The following is a 16,859-nucleotide window of genomic DNA, read 5'->3' as shown; positions in this document are numbered from 1 at the left end:
CCCATGCGTCCCATCCGCGCCCGAGTGCCAGCGCCCGTGTCCTCCGGCCAGGAGCTGGCCACACTGGAGGTGGAAGTGTCCGGGTCCACCGGGGAGCGCATCGAGCTCGTGTTCCATGGGGTCCACAAGACGGCGGAGTCGCGGGTGCTGCGCATCTCCCTGGTGGGCGATGATGCCCGCCCGTTCGTCGCGGGCGATCTCTTCACCTATGGAGAGGGTCCCCCGATGGGCCGGCACCCGAGGGAGCGCTTCGCCCCCATGGAGCTCATCCTCGATGTGACCCGGCTCCTGGACAGGCTCGCTGGCACGCGGCGCTTGAGCGTGCGGCTGGACATCCTGGACACCCATGAGCGGCCGGTCGACCGCGAGTCGCTCTCGCTGGAAGGCGTGGAGCTGCGGGCCGCGCCAGCGTCCTGACCTAACCAGGCGGGGAATGAAAAGCCCGGGGCAGCTCGCGGATCCGGATCAGGATGCGGACGCCGTGCAGGCGCTCCGGGAGTTGGACGTCCCGCTCCCCCACCACGCGGACGGAGACGACGTAGCCCTCGCCCCCATCCAATTCCACCCCCACGCCGCACAGCCACCCCGGCGAGCCCAATTCATCGCTCACCTGCTGCGCGACGCGATCTGCCTCTTCGTAGGAGACGTGACTCATGATCAGAGCAATTCGATGGACAGCACGCTCAGTACGGTCTCGATGGGATTGATGTACGTCGATTGATCGGAGCCCCCGAAGAGCAGTCCCACGGCGCGGCGCTCCGCGTCGACGACCAGGGCTCCGGAGTCTCCCGATGCACTGAAAGGCAGTTCCATCCCCTCGATTTCCACCACCTGGTCGAACAGCAGCACGGTCTGCCCGAACTGCACGGGGAGATTGCGCAGACCCAACGCGGTGATGCGGCCGTGGGTGAGCCCCGTGCTCCTGCCCACCTTGCGCACCGGTCCCACGCCCGCGAGCACTCCGGTGCGCAACCCCTGGAGCGCTCCGATCCCGGGGAGCGCGAAGTCCTGGGGCAGGACCGCCGGGTCGACGTCCGCCACCGCCGCATCGACCTCATTGCCCGACGGCTGGAGCGGATGGAAGGCGCTCAACCGGCCCACCTCGTCGGATTCCAGGAGGCCCCCGTCCCGCACGCCCGGTTGCAGGATGACGTCTCCCGCCATGGCCAGGTTCACCTGGGCGAGGACATGGTTGTTGCTGAGCATCTGCACGGCGCCCGTGGTGCCGCGCACGAAGGCGCCCAGCGTCCCCACGGTGGCCTTGTAGTGACCAATCGAGCAACCGGGCAGCAAGGGGCGCTCGCGGCGGACATTGGGCAGCACGCGCTCCTCGCCGGACAAGGCGAGGATGGGCCCGGTGACGCGAACCTCCACGGCGTCCCTCAACCGCTCGATCTCCCGCTCCATCTCCCGCCCCAACGCCTCCCGGGACCAGGCACGGAGGGCCACCCGCCAGTGGCCCGGCGTCACACCGGGAGAGATGCCCACCCCCACCCGGAGCTTCCTGGGCTGGAGAGAACCCAGGGTGGAAACGATCAGCCGCGAGAGCAGTGCGTCCAGATTCGCGGAGATCTCCCATGCCTCGAACAGGTCCATTCCGCGCCCCCAGGTCGGCTTGGGCTCCCTCACCCCACGTCATGCGTGGCCGGAGGGCTCGGAAATTCCCTCGAGCGCCTTCCCCACGCGTTGCCCACTCTCCGAGCCCGCCAGGTCGCCCAACGCCACGATGCCCACGAGCTTCTTGTCACGGTTCACCACGATGAAGCGGCGCAACTGCTGCTCTTCCATGCGCTCGAGCACTTCCTCGGCCAGGTCGTCATCGAAGCAGTATTCGATTCCCTTGGTCATGATGTCGGCCACGGCCGTCCGGGCCGGATCCAGGTCCCCGGCGACAGCGCGCACCACGATGTCACGGTCGGTGATCATTCCCTGCACGCGCTGGCCATCGCAGACGGGAATGGGGCCCACGTCCAGATCGCGCATCTTCCGGGCCGCGTCTCGCAGGGTGTCGTTCGGACCAATGACTTCCACATCGCGCGTCATGATGTCACGGATCAATTTCGCCATGGCCGCTCCTCCAGGGAGGAACCCGGAGCGGGTTCCCCGTCATGTTCAGGCCAACGGTGGGGTGCCCCCTTCTTGCCCACCAGTGGACCCACACACGTCGCCAGGAGGGCGGCCAGGCACGCTCCGCCGGAGGCCAGAAGCACCGCCCGGCGAGCGTTCCGACGCTCGTGAACCCGTCCGCCGCGGAGGGCCTAGAAACCCGCCGAGGTGGAGCCGGAGCCCGACGCGGGCGTCCTGTACGCGGTATTGGCGCCCGACTGCCACTGGATGCCGTTGGCGGGGTTGCCCTCCTCGCGCTTGAGGCACTTCCACTCGAGGGAGGTGTTGGCGGGAAGGGAGAGGGCTCCCGTCCAGGTGGGGTAGCTGGTGGGGTTGAGCTTCACGGCGCTGGCGGGAGCCCAGTTGCCCAGGGAGGCGTGGTTGCCGACGACGTAGACGCTCTGCCCCAGGTACGTCGTGCCGTTGGTGCAGGTGAAGTTGACGGTGACGTTGCCCGAGGGAGGAGGCGTCGTGCCGCCCGTACCGAGCGCGCCGACGTGGATGGCGGCCGCCGTCATCGCGGGCACGGAGAAGGACGCGTTGCCGCCGCTGTCCACCGTGATGCTCCCTCCCGAGCAGCTTCCGTTGGTGGCGTCCCCGGCGATGATGTTGCAGTAGTTGCCCGCGGGCAGGCCGGTGGCGAAGGTGCGGGTGAGCGTGCCGCCCTCGCGGTTGATGACCACGAAGCCCTTGCCGGTGCGGGCGAAGGCCACCTGGTTGTTGCCGTTGTCCCACCACCTGGACACGCCAGCGCCCTCGGTCACCGCGCGGAAGCGCACCATGTTGGCGATCTCCCGCCAGCGGTGTTCGCACTGCCACGCGCTGCCGAAGCAGTTGACGCTGGTGCCGTTGTGCACGGCCGAGCCCGGCGGGCCCGCGTCCGTGTTGGTGAAGGCGTAGCTGGACATCACCTGCGGGTAGCCATACGGCCAGCCCAGCATGAAGACGTTGGCCAGGGTGTAGAGCGCGCCGTCCTTGTAGGTGAGGATGTTGGCGCCGCCCGCGCCGTGGCCGCGCTGGTTGTCGTGGTTGTCGGTGAACACCACGGCGTAGTTGCTGGACATGAAGCCCCAGCTCTCGCCGAAGTTGGTCAGGTTCTTGAGCTGACCCGCCTTGAACTGGGCGCCGATGTTGGCGCTGTACTTGAACTCGGTCACCGCGCCGTAGCTGAAATACTGGCTCGCCTTGACCGCCTCGCCCCCCAGGTCGATGACCTCCTGGAAGACGTAAGGCGAGCCCGTCATGCGGCCCCGGATGCCGCCCACGTCGCCCGGAGCCATGTGCTTGGCGGCGTCCACCCGGTAGCCCTTCACGCCAATGGTCGTGAGATCGTTGATGTAGTTGGCGATCGTCTGCTGCACGTAGCTCGAGCCCGTGTTCAGGTCCGGCAGGCCGCTCAGGTCGCACTTCTGCACGTTGCCCGCGTCCTGATAGTTGGTGATGGTGCAGATGGGCGAGTGGTAGTCGGCGGACGAGTACATCGGGTGGCTGCGGGGCGTCCACGACGTGCCGCCGGTGCCCACGCCGCCGTTGCTCAGGGACGCCGTGTGGTTGATGACGAGGTCGGCGTAGATGCCCACCCCCACGGCGTTGCAGCGCTTCACCATGTCGATGAACTGCGCCCGCGTGCCGCCGCGCGACTCGAGCTTGTAGCTGACGGGCTGATAACGGGTCCACCACGCTTCGCCGGTGACGTGCTCGTTGGGCGGCGACACCTGCACCGCGGTGTAGCCCTTGGGCCCGAGGAACGTCTCGCACTCGCGCGCCACGTCGGGCCAGCGCCACTCGAACAGGTGGACATAGACACCCGCCTGGGCCTGGCTCGCCATACCCAGGGCCAGCGCGCATCCCAGCGTCTTGAGGACACCACGTCTCATCGTCTGCTTCATGAACTCCGCCTCGTTTTCACTCAGGGTTGGACCGGGGCCACCGGCCCTGGCGTGCGACCGGGCGGGAATCTATGAAAAACCCGGGAGAGGCGTGAAGCCGGATTTCAATTTTATCAGCGCGCGATGCCCGAGGGACGTTTGACGGGCAGGAAGACGCGGAAGGTGGTCCCCTTCCCCACGTGGCTGTCCACGGTGATGCGTCCCCCCATGGTCATGATGAGGTTGTGGCAGATGGACAGCCCCAGGCCCGTGCCCTCGCCCACGGGCTTCGTGGTGAAGAAGGGACTGAACAGCTTGCTCAGGTGCTCCTCGGGAATGCCCACGCCGCTGTCGCGGATCGCCACCACCACCAGGCCTTCCTCATGGCGGGTGGAGACGTGGATGCTGTTGCCGTCCCGATTGCCGTGCGCAATGGCGTGCGCGGCGTTGACGAGCAGGTTGAGGAAGATCTGCCCCAGGCGAGAGGCATTGGCCTCCAGGAGCGGCACCTCGCCGTAGTCCTTCTCCAGACGCGCGCGGTGCCGGATTTCACTCCAGGCCATGTTCACGCACGAGTCGAGCACGCCGCGCACATCCACCTGCGCGAGCTGATCCTCCCCGTCGCGCGAGAACGTCTTCAGGTCGCGCACGATGTCGCGCACCCGGTGGCTGCCCGCGAGCGCTTCCTGGAGGGCCTCGCGCACTTCCCGCCCCCGCTCGCCCGCGAGCCCCTCCCCCGTCTCCCGCATGGACGTCAACTCCTCGTCCACGAAGCGCAGGTTGCTCAGGAGATAGGACAAGGGGTTGTTGATTTCGTGGGCCACGCCCGCGGCGAGCGTTCCCAGGGACACCATGCGCTCGGTGGCGCGCAACTGCTCCTGTTCCTGACGGCGGCCGGTGATGTCACGCGCGGTGGACACCAGGGCGGGCTGCCCGTCGAAGACGAGCGAGACCGTGCTCACCTCGCCCAGCACCCGCAGGTCCAACCGGTGGCGGAAGCGCACCTCGCGCGGGCCCTCGTCCTTGGAGGACTCGCCGAGCAGTTCCGCGTCTTCTGGCTGGACGAAGTCCGTGAGCGGCCGTCTCTCCAACGACGCGCTGTCGGCATGGCCCAGCAGCCGCACGGCGGCGGAGTTGGTGAAGAGCAACCGGCCCTCGCGGTGCACGAAGATGGCTTCTGGCGAGCCCTCGATGAGGGCGCGGAAGCTCTCGGCCGAACGCCGCTGCTCCGCCTCCGCCTGCTCCCGCCGTGCCTCGCTGCGCAGGCCCAGGAGGATGGCGCAACACGTGGTCAGCACCGGCTGGAGGAACGCGACCACGTCCGCGTCATAGCCCCCGGGCCGGTTGGCCAGGCCCACCATGCCCACCAGCTCCGTGGCCGAGTGGAAGGGCAGACCCAGGAAGGCGCGCAGGGGCGGATGGCCCGGTGGAAGGCCTCCCCGGCGAGGATCCTTGTCCGCGGCGTTGGTCATCACCATCTGGCCCGTCACCAGGACGGCGCCGAAGAGGTTGTGGAGGTTGCGGAACTCCACCCCCACGAAGCCCCGGGGCGCCTCGCGGTCATAGAGCGCCCGCAGTTCGTCCGTCCAGGCGATGTTGGTGATGGCGCGCGTGCGCAGGTAGGGCGCGCCATCGGCCGTGGCGGCCGCCTCGCCGATGAAGCCGTATTCACTGCCCGTCAACTCGAGGAGCACCGTCAACAGCTTGTCGAACACCCCGCGCACGACACGGTTCTGGATGAACTCCGTCTGGACCTCGGTGAGGGCCCGCAGGAGCCGGTTGCTCGCGTGCAACGCCCACTCCGCCGCCGCTTCCGGCGCTTCCCCTCCGCTGCCCCCAGGCCTCTCGGACCGCTCCATCCGTCCTTCCCTGCTCGAATGCTTCGCCAAGAAGGACAATCCCTTGGATGCCGAGAAAGGGTCAATCCGTCCCGATGCCCACGATCAGGCGGCGATCCGCGCTATCCTCTTCTTCCTGGGAATACCCGGTCCTCCCTGGTTCCTGGGGCCCAGCACGCGGTCCGCGGGGATGCCCGCGTCGAGCGCCTCGCGCAGGCCCGGCGACAGGCCCTCGAGCAGCAGCAGCACCGAGGCGTTCGTCCACGCGAAGCCCAGCGTGCGCTCGGCCCGGGGCGCCAGGAGCTCGCCACGATCCGCGCCCTGGTTGCCGTACTCCACGGACACGTCGGCGGAACGGCTCACCACGTCATACTTCTCCTTGATGAGTCCGTTGTGGCTCCCGGCGATGTCCAGCACCATGGACAACCAGCGATAGGCCACCGCATCCGCCTCGGCGTGGAAGCCGTAGCGGCGCAAGCCCTCCACGGCGATGACCTGATGCGGCGCCCACCCGAAGGGGTAATCCCACTGCAGGTTCTCTCCGCCCGCGGCCTCGCGGGACGCGCGGCTGCTCGCCGTCAGGCCGCCGTCGTGCAGGAAGCGCGGGAGCGCGGCGGCCACGCGCGTGGCCTCCTCGCGGCTCGCCCAGCCCGTCCACAGCGGATAGAAGGTGGCGAGGCACTCATAGGTCGAGCGGCGCCCGGCCACGAAGTCATGGTCGAAGAAGAGGCCCCGCTCGCCATCCCAGAAGCGCGCGCGCATGGTGCGGGCCCGGGCCCGGGCCGCCCGCGCGTAACGGGTGGCGCGCGTGCTGCCCTCCCCCTCCGCGTGGCGCCAGAGCGCGGCCAGGTCCTGCTCGTACTGGAACAGGAGCGAGTTGAGGCACACCGGCTCGTGGTGGTGGGTGGCGGTGCCGAAGCGGTGGCACATGTCCCAGCCGCTCTCGCGGATGGCCCGGTCATGGCGGTAGAAGTGCGCGTCGTCTGGCCGCGTGCCCGCGTAGAAATGGGACAGATCCTCGGCGTCGGGCCCCTCGGCGTCGTCCTGGTAGCGCGACAGGCCGCTCGGAGTGGCGCGAGGCCCCGTGCGGAACACCTCTTCCCATTCCTGCTCGGCCACCCGGGCCACACGCTTGAGCAACCGCCGATCCGAGCGCTTCTGGTGCAGCGCCAGGGCGAGCCGCGGCAAGAGCGGCGGCTGGGTGCGCGACAGGTGGTAGCTCAGGTTGGAGTTGGGGATCTTCCCGTAGTGCTCGATCTCGTAGAGCTGGTTCTCCAGCATGTCCCGCGCGAGCTCGAGCCGGCCGGAGGACAGCGCGCCCCGGGCGTTGAAGTAGCTGTCCCAGCCAAACATCTGCACGAAGCGGCCACCCGGGACGATGTACGGCCTGGGCAGGTAGAGCATGCCCGGGGCGCGCATGAGCGCCGTCCAGTCCTCGGGGCTCCGCGGCCGGTGCAGGGGCACCATCTCCAGGCCGCCCACGCGCCGGCTCTCCGCGCGCAGCTTCTTGAGGGCCTGGCGGTCGCGCACGGGCACGTACACGCGCGCCCTGCCCTCGGGATCCTTCACCGGCATCACCTCGAGCGCCTTCTTGAGATCCACCGCCCGGTTCGAGCGCCGCACGAGTCCGTCCCAGCCCCGGTCGAGCAGCCCCTTGAGGGCCGCGGTGCGCGTCTCCAGCAGCCGTTCCACGGGCAGTCCGGGCTCATCCCCCCGCCCGTCGAGCACCACCTCGGCGAGCACGTCCGCCGCGTGCGACAGGCGCTCCGCGCCGGCCAGCTCCAGGCGCACCCCGGGACCCAGCTCCAGATCCACCGCGAAGCGCAGGCCCGCCTCCCGCGCGAGTCCCGCGTCGCGCTGCGTGAGCCGGCCATCGCCATCCATGTCCAGGGCCATCAAGGACTCGAAGGCGAGACGCGCCGAGGCGGTGGCGACGGACAGCGGGGCCGGCGTCACGCTCACGGGAGCCCGGGACACCGGCTCCGAGACAGGCGGGAGCGGCACGCGCGAGGCGTCGCGAAGGAGGGGACTCGAGACAGAAGGGAGACGGGGGGAAGACGGCGTCCGGTGGGGCACGTTCGACCTGTCGAAGGGAATGCGCTTCACAAAATACACGAGTCGCCTCGTGTCTCCCAATGAACAATACAGCCTGATCGCCCGGCGGCTCGGACGGCGCAATCCCTCCCAGAAAGTTTGCATTCAAAGCGCCGAGGACTGTCGGGGATGACACTTGGCGCGAGGGGTGTGATGACTACCTTGCCGTTCCCCTCCCCCTCCCCCTGGAGACTCCCCGTGGAGATCCCCCGCTTCATCCGCCGCGTCCTGGGCGCGCTGGTCCTGGCCCCGCTGTTGCTGGCCCCTCGCGCGCACGCCACCACCCCGCTGGAGGACAACCAGCGCATCACCCTGGGCTACATCCAGCTCGCCTACGGGCTGGGAGGAATCGTCGATCCCACGTTGCAACCCGGGGGCAGCAGCTCCGTGCGGCCCCTCTGGTTCGTCTTCGCGCCGCACGCCTCGCGCACGGGAGGCCAGGGCATGCTCGCGGCCGCCCTCGCGAAGCGGGCGATCGCCTTGGCCCGGCTCCAACCGTCGTTGACGTTGACGCAGGCCCTCAACCGGCTGGATCTCACGGGCACCGTGCGGATCGCCGTCGAGTCCCTGTCGTTGGACCTCCTCCTCCGGGGGCTGACGCTCGACGGGGCGGCCTCCATCGCCTCGCTCACCACGGCCATGAACGGAGGGGCCCTCGTGGATCTCCGCACCCTGCTGGCCACGTCCTCGCGCCTCGCCACGCTCTACTGGAGTGCCCCGGGCCCCCAGCCGCTCGACCGGGCGGAGGCGATCGCCACCACCCTGGAACGGGCGCTCAACGAGGGCAACCTGGCCATCTTCACGGACATCGGCGGCGCGGGCCAGGCCTACCTCGACTGGCGCCAGCTCCAGAGCGGCGAGGTGACGCCGGAGCGCGTCCTGTCGGACTTCGTCCTCCCGGAAGCCGTGGAATCCCAGGCCCGCGCCGCCCATGCGTATGGCCTGGCGCACGCGGACGACCAGCCGCGCCCCTTCCAGTTCGACCTCCTCTTTCCGGGCATGCACTACAAGAGCCTGCTCGTGGCGGCCTTCGCGCTCTATGAAGAGGCGCGCGGGGCGCCCACGCCCGCCCGGCGCGACGCGCTCATCGCCATGGGCAACAACTACATCGCCTGGCGCGAGCAGCACGACATGGCCCAGCCCGTCTTCTCCCCGGGGGTCATCTTCCCGGGCGAGGTGTCGCGCCCGGCCCTGCTCGAGGCCATTACCCCCCTGCTCAAGACGGACTTCGGCACCCAGGAGTGGACCTATGCCGACTTCGCCTACAGCCTGCCGGATCCCGACGGCAACCTCCTCACCTCGCCGCCCACCGAATACAACTGGGCCGTCTTCTGGGATCGCTGGCGGGGCATCCTCTATGCCTTCGACCAGGCCTACACCGCCCCCCCGGCGCTCTGGGTAATGCCGGACCCCATCGTGGATCCGTTGGGCTGAGCCCATCCGCTCGCCAGCGAACCGTGCGAGTGGACAGATGATGTGTGGAACGTGCGGCGTCCGAGCAGGAGAGCGTCCAGACGCGAGCAGTCAAGGGCCTTGTCCGGGGGAGGGGAACTGGAGAAAGCCATGGGCTCTGCTACCGTTTGCATCATGCTGGTGCTTCCGCCCTCCCCCATCCGGTCAATGCTGTCGGGCCTCGGTTGCGTGGCGCTGCTGTGGGGCGCCTCCGAGGCCGTGCGCATGGGACCCGCCGTCTGGCTGCCGTATGGGGTGCTGACGGTGGCGCTCGGGGCCGTGTGGCGCCGCCGCACCGTGGCGGCGTCCGCTTCGCGCCCGCGAGGGAGCCTGGGCGGAGCGAAGCTGGCGCGCATCGCGCACGAGCAGGCCCGCTCCACGCCTCGCGCCTGCGCGCCAGGCCAGCTGGTGGCCCTTCCCTCCCAGCGCACCTTCTGGTCGCGGGTGAAGCTGTGGGTGGGGGGCGTGGGCTTCGTGGCGAGCGGGCTGTGGTGGCTGCTGCTCGGCGCCCTGCTCATCACCCCGGACCCCGCGCCCGCGCTCGATGGGCTCTTCACCAGCAACTTCCTGTCCCTGGTGACGATCTCCCTGCTGCTCACGCTGCTCTTCGTCGTCATCCTGCGCTCGGGGTTGCGCGGCCCGGCGGACCCGCTCGCGCCGGACCAACGGGCCCCCACGCGGCTGAGGGATCAACCCACGCCCCCGGGCCCGCTCCAGAGGGGCCCCGCGCGCGCCACCGGCAAGAAGTCCCACCTGCGGCTGGTGCGCGACACGCCGTAGCGCCGTCCCCGAAACGCGGATCCTTCGGGGATGTCTGTTTTCCATCAGGGCCGTGGGTGAGAGTTGACCCAAAGGGTATGGGTTTACTCCCGCGTGTCTGTCATTGGGTGCACAATGCCCTTGTCCCCGAGGAGGTCCGCCTGGAAGGAAGGCGGAGCGGCCCGGGATATTTCCACTGCCCCTGCGTCAATCATTGACTCGAACCGGCTGGCATAACCTCTGCTGACGCTCCTCCCGCAGTGGAGTGAACCGCCCGCCGAGTGACCCCCGGAAAGGCGCGCCGCACTCCGGCCTTTCACAGGAGTCCACCGCATGTCGAGTGTCATGCCGTTGATGGAGGAGGATCGCAACCTCCTCAGTCCCGAGAACCTGGCCAATCCCCTTCCGCTCTACGAGGAGCTGCGGGAGAACGAGCCCGTGCACTGGTCGCCGCGGGTGAACGCCTGGTTCCTCACCCGGCACGAGGATGTGCTGGCGTGCTTCCGGGATCCCCGGATGAGCGCGGACCGCTTGAAGTTCTTCGAGCATCAGATCCAGGGATTGGATCCGGACACCATCCGGGAGTTCATGGAAACCTCGCGCAACCAGATGGTGATGCGCGTGGGCGCGGAGCACATCCGGCTGCGCCGGCAGACCGGGGCGGGTTTCACCCCCCCGCGGTTGGACGCGATGTGCCCCTCCATCCACCGCACCATGAAGCAGCTCCTGGATCGCGTCTATGAGCAGGGACGGATGAACCTGGCCCAGGACATCTCCTACCCCCTGCCCACCCGCGTCATCGCGGATCTCCTGGGCGTTCCCGCCGAGGATCGCGAGCGCTTCCAGCGCTGGGCGGACATGCTCGCGGACTTCGCCGCGCCCGCCGCTGGCGCCTGCATGCTGGACGCGGCGCGCCGGGCCAACCAGGCCATGGTGGAGATGAAGGACTACTTCCTGCCCCTCATCGAGCAGCGGCGCGAGCACCCCACCCCGGACACGCTCAGCCTGATGGTCCAGGCGCAGGAACAGGGTCAGATGACACCGGGGGAGCTGGTGGCCAACGCCATCCTCCTGTTGTTCGCCGGACACACCACCACCACGGATCAACTCAGCAACTGCGTGCATGATCTGCTCGCCCACCCGGAACAGCTCCAGTTGCTGCGCCGCAGGCCGGAGCTGCTGCGCACCGCGGTGGACGAGAGCCTGCGCTTCCACCCCGCCGTCCCCTTCGTGTTCCGCGTCGCCGTGGAGGACGTGGCGCTGCGCGGGAGGCTCATCCGCCGGGGCGACGTGGTGTTCCTCGGCATGGCGGCCGCCAACCGGGATCCCCGGGCCTTCCGCGATCCGGACCGCTTCGACATCACCCGGGACAACAGCCACCCCCGCCACCTGTCCTTCGGGTTCGGGGCCCACCACTGCATGGGCGCGGGGCTCGCCCGCCGGGAGATGGAGACGGGGGTGTCCATGCTGCTCGAGCGCATGCCCAGGCTGCGTCTGGACGAGTCCCGGCCCACGCGCCTCAAGTGCCACAGCCTCAACTTCCGAGGCTTCGAGGTGCTGCCCGTGCGCTGGTGAGCCAGCTCACACGTCCACGAGCCCCGAGCGCACGGCGAGCACCACCGCGTCCACGTGCGAGTTGACGCCCATCTTGCGGTACAGGTGGGACAGGTGCGTGCGCACCGTGCGGCGCTCGAGCGTCATCACCCGCCCCACCTCGGCGTTGGACAGGCCCTTGGCCACGTAGCGCAAGACCTCCATCTCGGCCGGCGTGAGCCCCCAGGGGTTGTCGTCCTTGGAGGGCGCGGCGGGCGGCTGCTGAGCCTTGAGCGAGTGGAAGTAGTTCCAGAAACGCCGGGCGATGAGGGGCTCGAGCACCGTGCCCCCTTCCATCACCTCGCGGATGCCCGAGCGGATCTTCTCCGGCCCCACCCGCTTGACCAGGTAGCCCGAGGCCCCCGCCTGAATGGCCTCGTACACCTTCTGCTCGTCCTCGAAGGACGTGAGGATGAGGACCTCCACGCCGGGCGCCCGCCGCTTGACCCGCCGGGTCACCTCGATGCCATTCATGTCCGGCAGCTCCAGGTCCAGGAGCACCAGCTCCGGGCGCACCTGGACCACGGCCTCCACGGCCTCCTCGCCCGCCTGGGCGCTGCCCACCACCTCCAGCTCCGCGAAGGCGCTCAGCACCTTGAGGAGGTTGCGCAACAGGGTGGGCTGATCCTCGACGACGAAGACGCGGGTGCGGTCCATGGACGGGGCCTCAGCGGCGGCGGGGGTCGGGGAAGAGCTGCTCCAGGGTCCGGTGCTCACCGCCTTCCAGATGCACCTCGAACACCTCTCGCTGGCGCGGCGTACCGGTCGTCTCGAGGATGATCTTCCGCAGCCCCGCCTTGACGGGATAGTTCACCAGGGGCAGGGAGCGCTTGATGCGCACCCCGTCGATGTAGGCCCGCGCCGGACGGTTGGCCCGGATCGTCAGCCGGGCCGTCTGGTTCTTCGCCTCCTCTTGAGGCGTCTCCACGGGGACGACGGGCGCGGGGGCGGGACGCGGCGGCAAGGCGGGTGGCTCGCGCAGGTACTCCTGTACGGCACCACTGACGGCGGCGACCTTGGGGTCCGTGTCGACCGCCTTGGGCCGTTGGGCGAAGCGCCACATCCCGAAGGCGAAGCACACCAGCCCCACCCCGGCGACGCTTCCCGCCACGGCCATCATCCGGCGCCGGCGCCGCGCGTCCTCCAGGAGGTTGCGCTCCTCGGTGAACAGCCGCTCGCGCGGGGCGCCGCCTCCCGCCGGGAGCCCCGAATGGGTGGGCGCGGGCAGGGCGGCATACGCCTCCGCGGGCACGGACGCGGGCGCGGGAGGAGGCGGCGGCGCCCGGGGGGGACGCGTGCGCGTCACCGTCACCTCGATGCGATCCGTGTCGCCCAGGCCGTCTGGATCCAACCGGCCGGAGGAGGTGGAGCCGGACGCCGGCTTGGAGAAGTCCTCCACCATGCGCAGGCGGGGATTCTTCCCCACGCGCGTGCCCTCGCTCCCGCCCGACAGGGACACGGGCGCGCGACGCGCGGACTTGACTGGAGCGGCCCCGGGCGGCGCCACCCACGTCTGCTCGTCATCACCTGGAGGCCCCTGGGGACGGCTCGTGGGCGCGCGCGTGACGACGCTCTTCTCGCTCCGCTGCCGGCCAAAGTGGGTGACCTCCACGCCCGGAGCGTCCCGGATGTGTGTGTTCTCGAGCTCGGGCGCCGCGGGCTCGCCCGCGGTGAGGATGTGGGTCGACTCGAGCACCTTGCCGCGCACGGCGTTCGCGACGCCGGGAGGCGGGGTGTCCGGGAAGTTGGACGGGTGGTACTCCTCGAAGGCGGGCGGCGCGTCCATCGTGTCCGCGTCGCTCAGCGCGGGGCTGAACGGGATGCGGGCCACCACGGACTTCTCCAGGGCGTCCGCGCGCATCTGCGCCAGGGAAGACACGCCGGAGATGGGCGTGAGGGTGAAGCTCTCGGTGAAGGGCACCGGGCCGGGCGTGGTGAGGGACACGCCATTGGGGAAGAGCTCGGAGATGAAGCGGCGCACGTCCTCGGCCCCGGGCAGCCCGCCCTGGTTGGCCAGGAAGCCGCGCAGCGACTGGGCCATCTCCGCGCACGAGCCGTAGCGCCGCGTCGGCGTGGCCTCCAGCGAGCGCAGGAGGATGGGATCCAGCTTCGCGTGCAGGCGCCGGTCGATCCGGCTCGGAGGAGGCAGGGACGCGCGGCGGGTGCTCATGCCGCCGCCGTCGGGGATGACGGCCTCGCGCAGGGTGAGCAGCTCGTACGCCATGGCGCCAATGGAGTAGAGGTCCGAGAGCGTGGTGGGCTCACCGCCCTTGCCCACCTCGGGCGCCCGGTAGGCGCTGCGGCCCCGCGCGAAGGCCCGCTTGAGCTCCGGCACCGCCAGGAGCGCCTGGAGCGCCCCGAAGTCACACACGTGCGGATGGCCCGTGCGCGAGAGCAGCACGTTGCCCGGGGTGAGCGCGCCGTGCACCACGCCCGCTTCATGGGCCCGATCCACGGCGTCGAGGATCTGGATGATGAGGCTCAGCGCCACGGAGGGAGGGAGGATCACCTCCTTGGTGTTGAGCCGCTGCAGGGCGAGTCCCAGGCTGGGGCCATCCACCGCCTCGCGCACCACGGCGAGCCGGTTCTTCACGAAGCCCACGTCGAGCACGTGGACCAGGCCCTCGGCGGCCAGGGGATTGAGCACGCCATAGGTCGAGGCGAGCGTAGTGGCGTAGCGGGAATCCGATGTCTTCGGATTGAAGAGCTTGATGACGACCGGGAGCCCCTCGGGCTCCTGGACGGCCTCGTACAACTCGGAGAGCTCTCCGGCCTCGGTGCGGCCGGTCAACCGATAGGTACTGCTCATCCCTTCCTCGGGTGCGGCGCGGCGTCGGACGATGGGCGGCGGGCGAGGGACTTCATGGGGGCCCCCGAGCGTGCCACGTCGGCTCTTCACCCCGCAAGCGGGGAGCGCGGGGGAGCGCTGGGCGCGGCCGCCTGGAGCCCGTCGACGAGCAACCGGGCGAACGGCGACAGTCCGGCGTACCGGCGCACGCACAGGGTGAGTTGGCGCTGGGCCCAGGCGTCCTCCAGGGCCACGACGCGCAGGGACAGCGAGCGCCGCCAGCGCGAGGCCGCCGTCCGGGGCACCACCCCTACCCCCCCGCCGAGCGCCACCACCCGGCAGATTTCCTCGACGCCGCGCAGCCGGACCCGGTAGCGGAGCGGGCGGCCAAGCCGCGCGGCCTGGGACTCCAGGTGCTCCTGGAGGGCACTGCCCTCGCTCAGCCCGACGAAGGGCTCGTCCAACACCTCGGCGAAGGACACCGCGCGGCGCGTCGCGAGGCGGTGCCCGGGCGCGGTGATCCCCACCAGCCGATCCACCTGGAAGGAAAAGGTCTCCAGCGCGCCCAACTCCACGGTGTCGGCCACGAGGCCCACCTCGGCCCGTCCCCCCGCCACCGCCTGGACGATGTCCTGGCTCGTGCGCTCCTCCAGGTCCACGTCCACGTGGGGATGGCGGGCGAGGAAGGCACCCAGCGCTTCCGGCAGCCCGCCCGAGAGGGCCGCCGTGTTGCAGAGCAACCGCACACGCCCCTGGAGCCCCTGGGCGTGAAGGCCGATGGCGCCTCGCAGGTGCTCGACCTGCAGGAGCACGGCCCGGGCATGCTGGACGAGCGAGTCGCCCGCCGGGGTCAACCGCACCCCGCGCCCCCGCCGCTCCAGGAGGAGGACCCCCCACTCCTCTTCCAGCCCGTGGATGCGCTCGCTGGCGGCGGCGAGGGACAGGTGGGCCCGCTTCGCGCCCCGGGTGATGCTGCCCGCCTCGGCCACCGCGAGGAACAAGCTCAAGTCCGTCAGGTCCACGTCACCGGCTCTCCGCGGGGGCACGAGGGGCCGCCCCCAGGTCCACCAACGCGTCGGCGAGTCGATCGATCTCCCCACCTTCCAGGCCCGTGGACGCCAGGTCCTCGCGGGCCTTGCGCCGGAGGGAGTCGCGGTCCAGTCCTCCCGGGACACGCGGAACGAGGGCGCTGATGCGCGCGCTGATGCGCGCGAGCGCCGGCCGGAGTTCTTCATCCAGGGAGTGCACGGGAGCATCCGCCGAGATGGGCGTGCGCAGTTGCACCTGCTTGGCCGCGTCCATCTGCGCCTGGAAGAAGGCGGTGATGGCCGCGTCCGGAGGAGCCGGAACCCCGAGGGCCGCCGCGGCCTGGTGGACCTCTTGCCGGGCGGCCTCCAGCACCCGGGCTTCCTGCGCGGGCACCTCGGTGGGGAGATTCGCGCGGCGCTTGGCCATGGCCACCATCGGCATCAGCGCCAGCCGCTCGGCGGTCGAGGAGAGCAGCGCGTCCACGGGCGTCGCGGTGGGCCCGGTGGCGGCGGAACCCAGGTAGCTCGCCCGAAGCCGCTCGAGCGCCCCACTCGCCTCCTGCCGCAAGAGCCACGCGTCCAGCTCCGCGGCCAGCTCGGCCTTCGAGGCATCCACGTAGAGCGCCACCACGTCCCGGGTGAAGGGGCCCACGCGCTCGATGCCGGAGAGGCCCTCGGCCCAGCGCGGTCCCTCGACGGTGTTGGTGAGCGCCGCGTCGGCCTGTCCCGCCGCCAGCGCCTCGCGCACCGCGTTGCCGGGAATGGCGAGGATGCGCGCGTGCTGGAAGTGGGCGCGCGCCACGCGCTCCAGGTGGCCGCCCTGGTTCACCGCCAGGCGGAACTCGGGCCGGTCGAGTGCCTGGAGAAGCGCGAGCGGCGTCTCGGGAGTGCTCCCGGGCGCGGGGGCCCAGGCCGGACGGCGCAAGAGCAGCAGGGCCCCATTGCGCGCCACCGGGACGGTATAGCGCCCGGCCAGCGACCGCTCGGGCCGGAGGGTGAGGCCACTGGCGGCCATGTCGAAGCGATGGGCGCCGAGGTCCGCCAGCAACTCCGGCCACTGGAAGCGCACCCACTCGAGGCGGTACCCGCGCTCGGCCGCGTAGGACTCCAGGAGCGCGGCATCGAAGCCAGACACCTGCCCGTCCCGCATCGAAGTGAAGGGCGGGTAATCGCCGCTCGTTCCCACGCGGAGGACCGGGACTTCACGCGGGGAAGAAGTCGCCCCGGGGTGCGTCGCACACGCGGCGAAGAGGGCCAGCACGCAGCCCGCGAGGGCCGCGCGGACAGGGAGGAGAGAAGAAGGCATGCCCGGACTCTGCCCCAGCGCGTGTGA

14 protein-coding genes are annotated in these 16,859 nt (G+C 70.3%); 4 read left to right on the top strand and 10 right to left on the bottom strand.

The features are described from left to right. Positions 1-3: 3 nt before the first annotated feature. Complete coding sequence (locus tag MEBOL_RS35605) at positions 4-417, top strand: hypothetical protein (RefSeq protein WP_095981576.1); 414 nt, start codon at positions 4-6, stop codon at positions 415-417. Position 418: 1 nt separating this feature from the next. On the opposite strand, the gene MEBOL_RS35600 is transcribed toward MEBOL_RS35605, so the two are convergent. The 6 genes from MEBOL_RS35600 to MEBOL_RS35575 all read right to left on the bottom strand — a co-directional run bounded on the left by MEBOL_RS35600 (position 419) and on the right by MEBOL_RS35575 (position 7,774). Then, complete coding sequence (locus tag MEBOL_RS35600) at positions 419-655, bottom strand: hypothetical protein (RefSeq protein ID WP_095981575.1); 237 nt, start codon at positions 653-655, stop codon at positions 419-421. Between the two features lie 2 nt (positions 656-657). Next, positions 658-1,596, bottom strand: coding sequence for a Nal1-like putative serine protease (locus tag MEBOL_RS35595; RefSeq protein WP_095981574.1), 939 nt, complete (start codon positions 1,594-1,596; stop codon positions 658-660). A gap of 39 nt (positions 1,597-1,635) precedes the next feature. After that, on the bottom strand, positions 1,636-2,067 hold the full coding sequence (locus MEBOL_RS35590; protein ID WP_095981573.1) for a CBS domain-containing protein: 432 nt from the start codon (positions 2,065-2,067) through the stop codon (positions 1,636-1,638). A 191-nt stretch (positions 2,068-2,258) separates the two neighbouring features. Further along, positions 2,259-3,983, bottom strand: coding sequence for a carbohydrate-binding module family 20 domain-containing protein (locus tag MEBOL_RS35585; RefSeq protein WP_245919153.1), 1,725 nt, complete (start codon positions 3,981-3,983; stop codon positions 2,259-2,261). Between the two features lie 125 nt (positions 3,984-4,108). Next, positions 4,109-5,833 carry an ATP-binding protein gene (locus tag MEBOL_RS35580; RefSeq protein WP_095981572.1) on the bottom strand — a complete coding sequence of 575 codons (1,725 nt, stop codon included), beginning with the start codon at positions 5,831-5,833 and terminating at the stop codon, positions 4,109-4,111. 84 nt (positions 5,834-5,917) lie between these two features. Beyond that, positions 5,918-7,774 (bottom strand): trehalase family glycosidase, encoded by a 1,857-nt coding sequence (locus tag MEBOL_RS35575; RefSeq protein WP_245919151.1) that lies wholly within the window; start codon positions 7,772-7,774, stop codon positions 5,918-5,920. Positions 7,775-8,059: 285 nt separating this feature from the next. Here MEBOL_RS35575 and MEBOL_RS35570 point away from each other — a divergent pair, with 285 nt between their 5' ends. The 3 genes from MEBOL_RS35570 to MEBOL_RS35560 all read left to right on the top strand — a co-directional run bounded on the left by MEBOL_RS35570 (position 8,060) and on the right by MEBOL_RS35560 (position 11,692). Then, positions 8,060-9,340, top strand: coding sequence for a hypothetical protein (locus tag MEBOL_RS35570; protein WP_425437580.1), 1,281 nt, complete (start codon positions 8,060-8,062; stop codon positions 9,338-9,340). Between the two features lie 129 nt (positions 9,341-9,469). Beyond that, positions 9,470-10,138: a hypothetical protein gene (locus MEBOL_RS35565; RefSeq protein ID WP_170115659.1), complete on the top strand. Its 669-nt coding sequence runs from the start codon at positions 9,470-9,472 to the stop codon at positions 10,136-10,138. Positions 10,139-10,450: 312 nt separating this feature from the next. Further along, on the top strand, positions 10,451-11,692 hold the full coding sequence (locus tag MEBOL_RS35560) for a cytochrome P450 (RefSeq protein ID WP_095981568.1): 1,242 nt from the start codon (positions 10,451-10,453) through the stop codon (positions 11,690-11,692). Positions 11,693-11,698: 6 nt separating this feature from the next. Here the strand turns inward: MEBOL_RS35560 and MEBOL_RS35555 are convergent, their stop codons facing one another. The 4 genes from MEBOL_RS35555 to MEBOL_RS35540 all read right to left on the bottom strand — a co-directional run bounded on the left by MEBOL_RS35555 (position 11,699) and on the right by MEBOL_RS35540 (position 16,832). Beyond that, positions 11,699-12,367: a response regulator gene (locus MEBOL_RS35555; RefSeq protein ID WP_095981567.1), complete on the bottom strand. Its 669-nt coding sequence runs from the start codon at positions 12,365-12,367 to the stop codon at positions 11,699-11,701. Positions 12,368-12,377: 10 nt separating this feature from the next. Continuing rightward, positions 12,378-14,519 carry a serine/threonine protein kinase gene (locus MEBOL_RS35550; RefSeq protein WP_095981566.1) on the bottom strand — a complete coding sequence of 714 codons (2,142 nt, stop codon included), beginning with the start codon at positions 14,517-14,519 and terminating at the stop codon, positions 12,378-12,380. A gap of 86 nt (positions 14,520-14,605) precedes the next feature. Then, the gene (locus MEBOL_RS35545; RefSeq protein WP_245919149.1) at positions 14,606-15,544 is read right to left on the bottom strand and encodes a LysR substrate-binding domain-containing protein; all 939 of its coding nucleotides are present in this window, start codon (positions 15,542-15,544) and stop codon (positions 14,606-14,608) included. Continuing rightward, on the bottom strand, positions 15,522-16,832 hold the full coding sequence (locus tag MEBOL_RS35540; protein WP_095981564.1) for a transporter substrate-binding domain-containing protein: 1,311 nt from the start codon (positions 16,830-16,832) through the stop codon (positions 15,522-15,524). Before MEBOL_RS35540 ends, MEBOL_RS35545 begins: the two co-directional genes overlap by 23 nt. Positions 16,833-16,859: the final 27 nt, after the last annotated feature.

The sequence above is a fragment of the Melittangium boletus DSM 14713 genome, from assembly GCF_002305855.1.
GTDB lineage: Bacteria > Myxococcota > Myxococcia > Myxococcales > Myxococcaceae > Cystobacter > Cystobacter boletus.
Note: the sequence above shows the minus strand (reverse complement) of the source record. Positions and strands in the feature narration are given on the sequence as shown.

What these genes read in the sequence shown, in the direction of transcription:
- MEBOL_RS35585 (WP_245919153.1), bottom strand. Translation starts at nt 3,983, where the DNA reads ATGAGACGTGGTGTCCTCAAGACGCTGGGATGCGCGCTGGCCCTGGGT.
- MEBOL_RS35550 (WP_095981566.1), bottom strand. Translation starts at nt 14,519, where the DNA reads ATGAGCAGTACCTATCGGTTGACCGGCCGCACCGAGGCCGGAGAGCTC.
- MEBOL_RS35590 (WP_095981573.1), bottom strand. Translation starts at nt 2,067, where the DNA reads ATGGCGAAATTGATCCGTGACATCATGACGCGCGATGTGGAAGTCATT.
- MEBOL_RS35605 (WP_095981576.1), top strand. Translation starts at nt 4, where the DNA reads ATGCGTCCCATCCGCGCCCGAGTGCCAGCGCCCGTGTCCTCCGGCCAG.
- MEBOL_RS35600 (WP_095981575.1), bottom strand. Translation starts at nt 655, where the DNA reads ATGAGTCACGTCTCCTACGAAGAGGCAGATCGCGTCGCGCAGCAGGTG.
- MEBOL_RS35540 (WP_095981564.1), bottom strand. Translation starts at nt 16,832, where the DNA reads ATGCCTTCTTCTCTCCTCCCTGTCCGCGCGGCCCTCGCGGGCTGCGTG.
- MEBOL_RS35560 (WP_095981568.1), top strand. Translation starts at nt 10,451, where the DNA reads ATGTCGAGTGTCATGCCGTTGATGGAGGAGGATCGCAACCTCCTCAGT.
- MEBOL_RS35570 (WP_425437580.1), top strand. Translation starts at nt 8,060, where the DNA reads ATGACTACCTTGCCGTTCCCCTCCCCCTCCCCCTGGAGACTCCCCGTG.
- MEBOL_RS35565 (WP_170115659.1), top strand. Translation starts at nt 9,470, where the DNA reads ATGGGCTCTGCTACCGTTTGCATCATGCTGGTGCTTCCGCCCTCCCCC.
- MEBOL_RS35555 (WP_095981567.1), bottom strand. Translation starts at nt 12,367, where the DNA reads ATGGACCGCACCCGCGTCTTCGTCGTCGAGGATCAGCCCACCCTGTTG.
- MEBOL_RS35580 (WP_095981572.1), bottom strand. Translation starts at nt 5,833, where the DNA reads ATGGAGCGGTCCGAGAGGCCTGGGGGCAGCGGAGGGGAAGCGCCGGAA.
- MEBOL_RS35595 (WP_095981574.1), bottom strand. Translation starts at nt 1,596, where the DNA reads ATGGACCTGTTCGAGGCATGGGAGATCTCCGCGAATCTGGACGCACTG.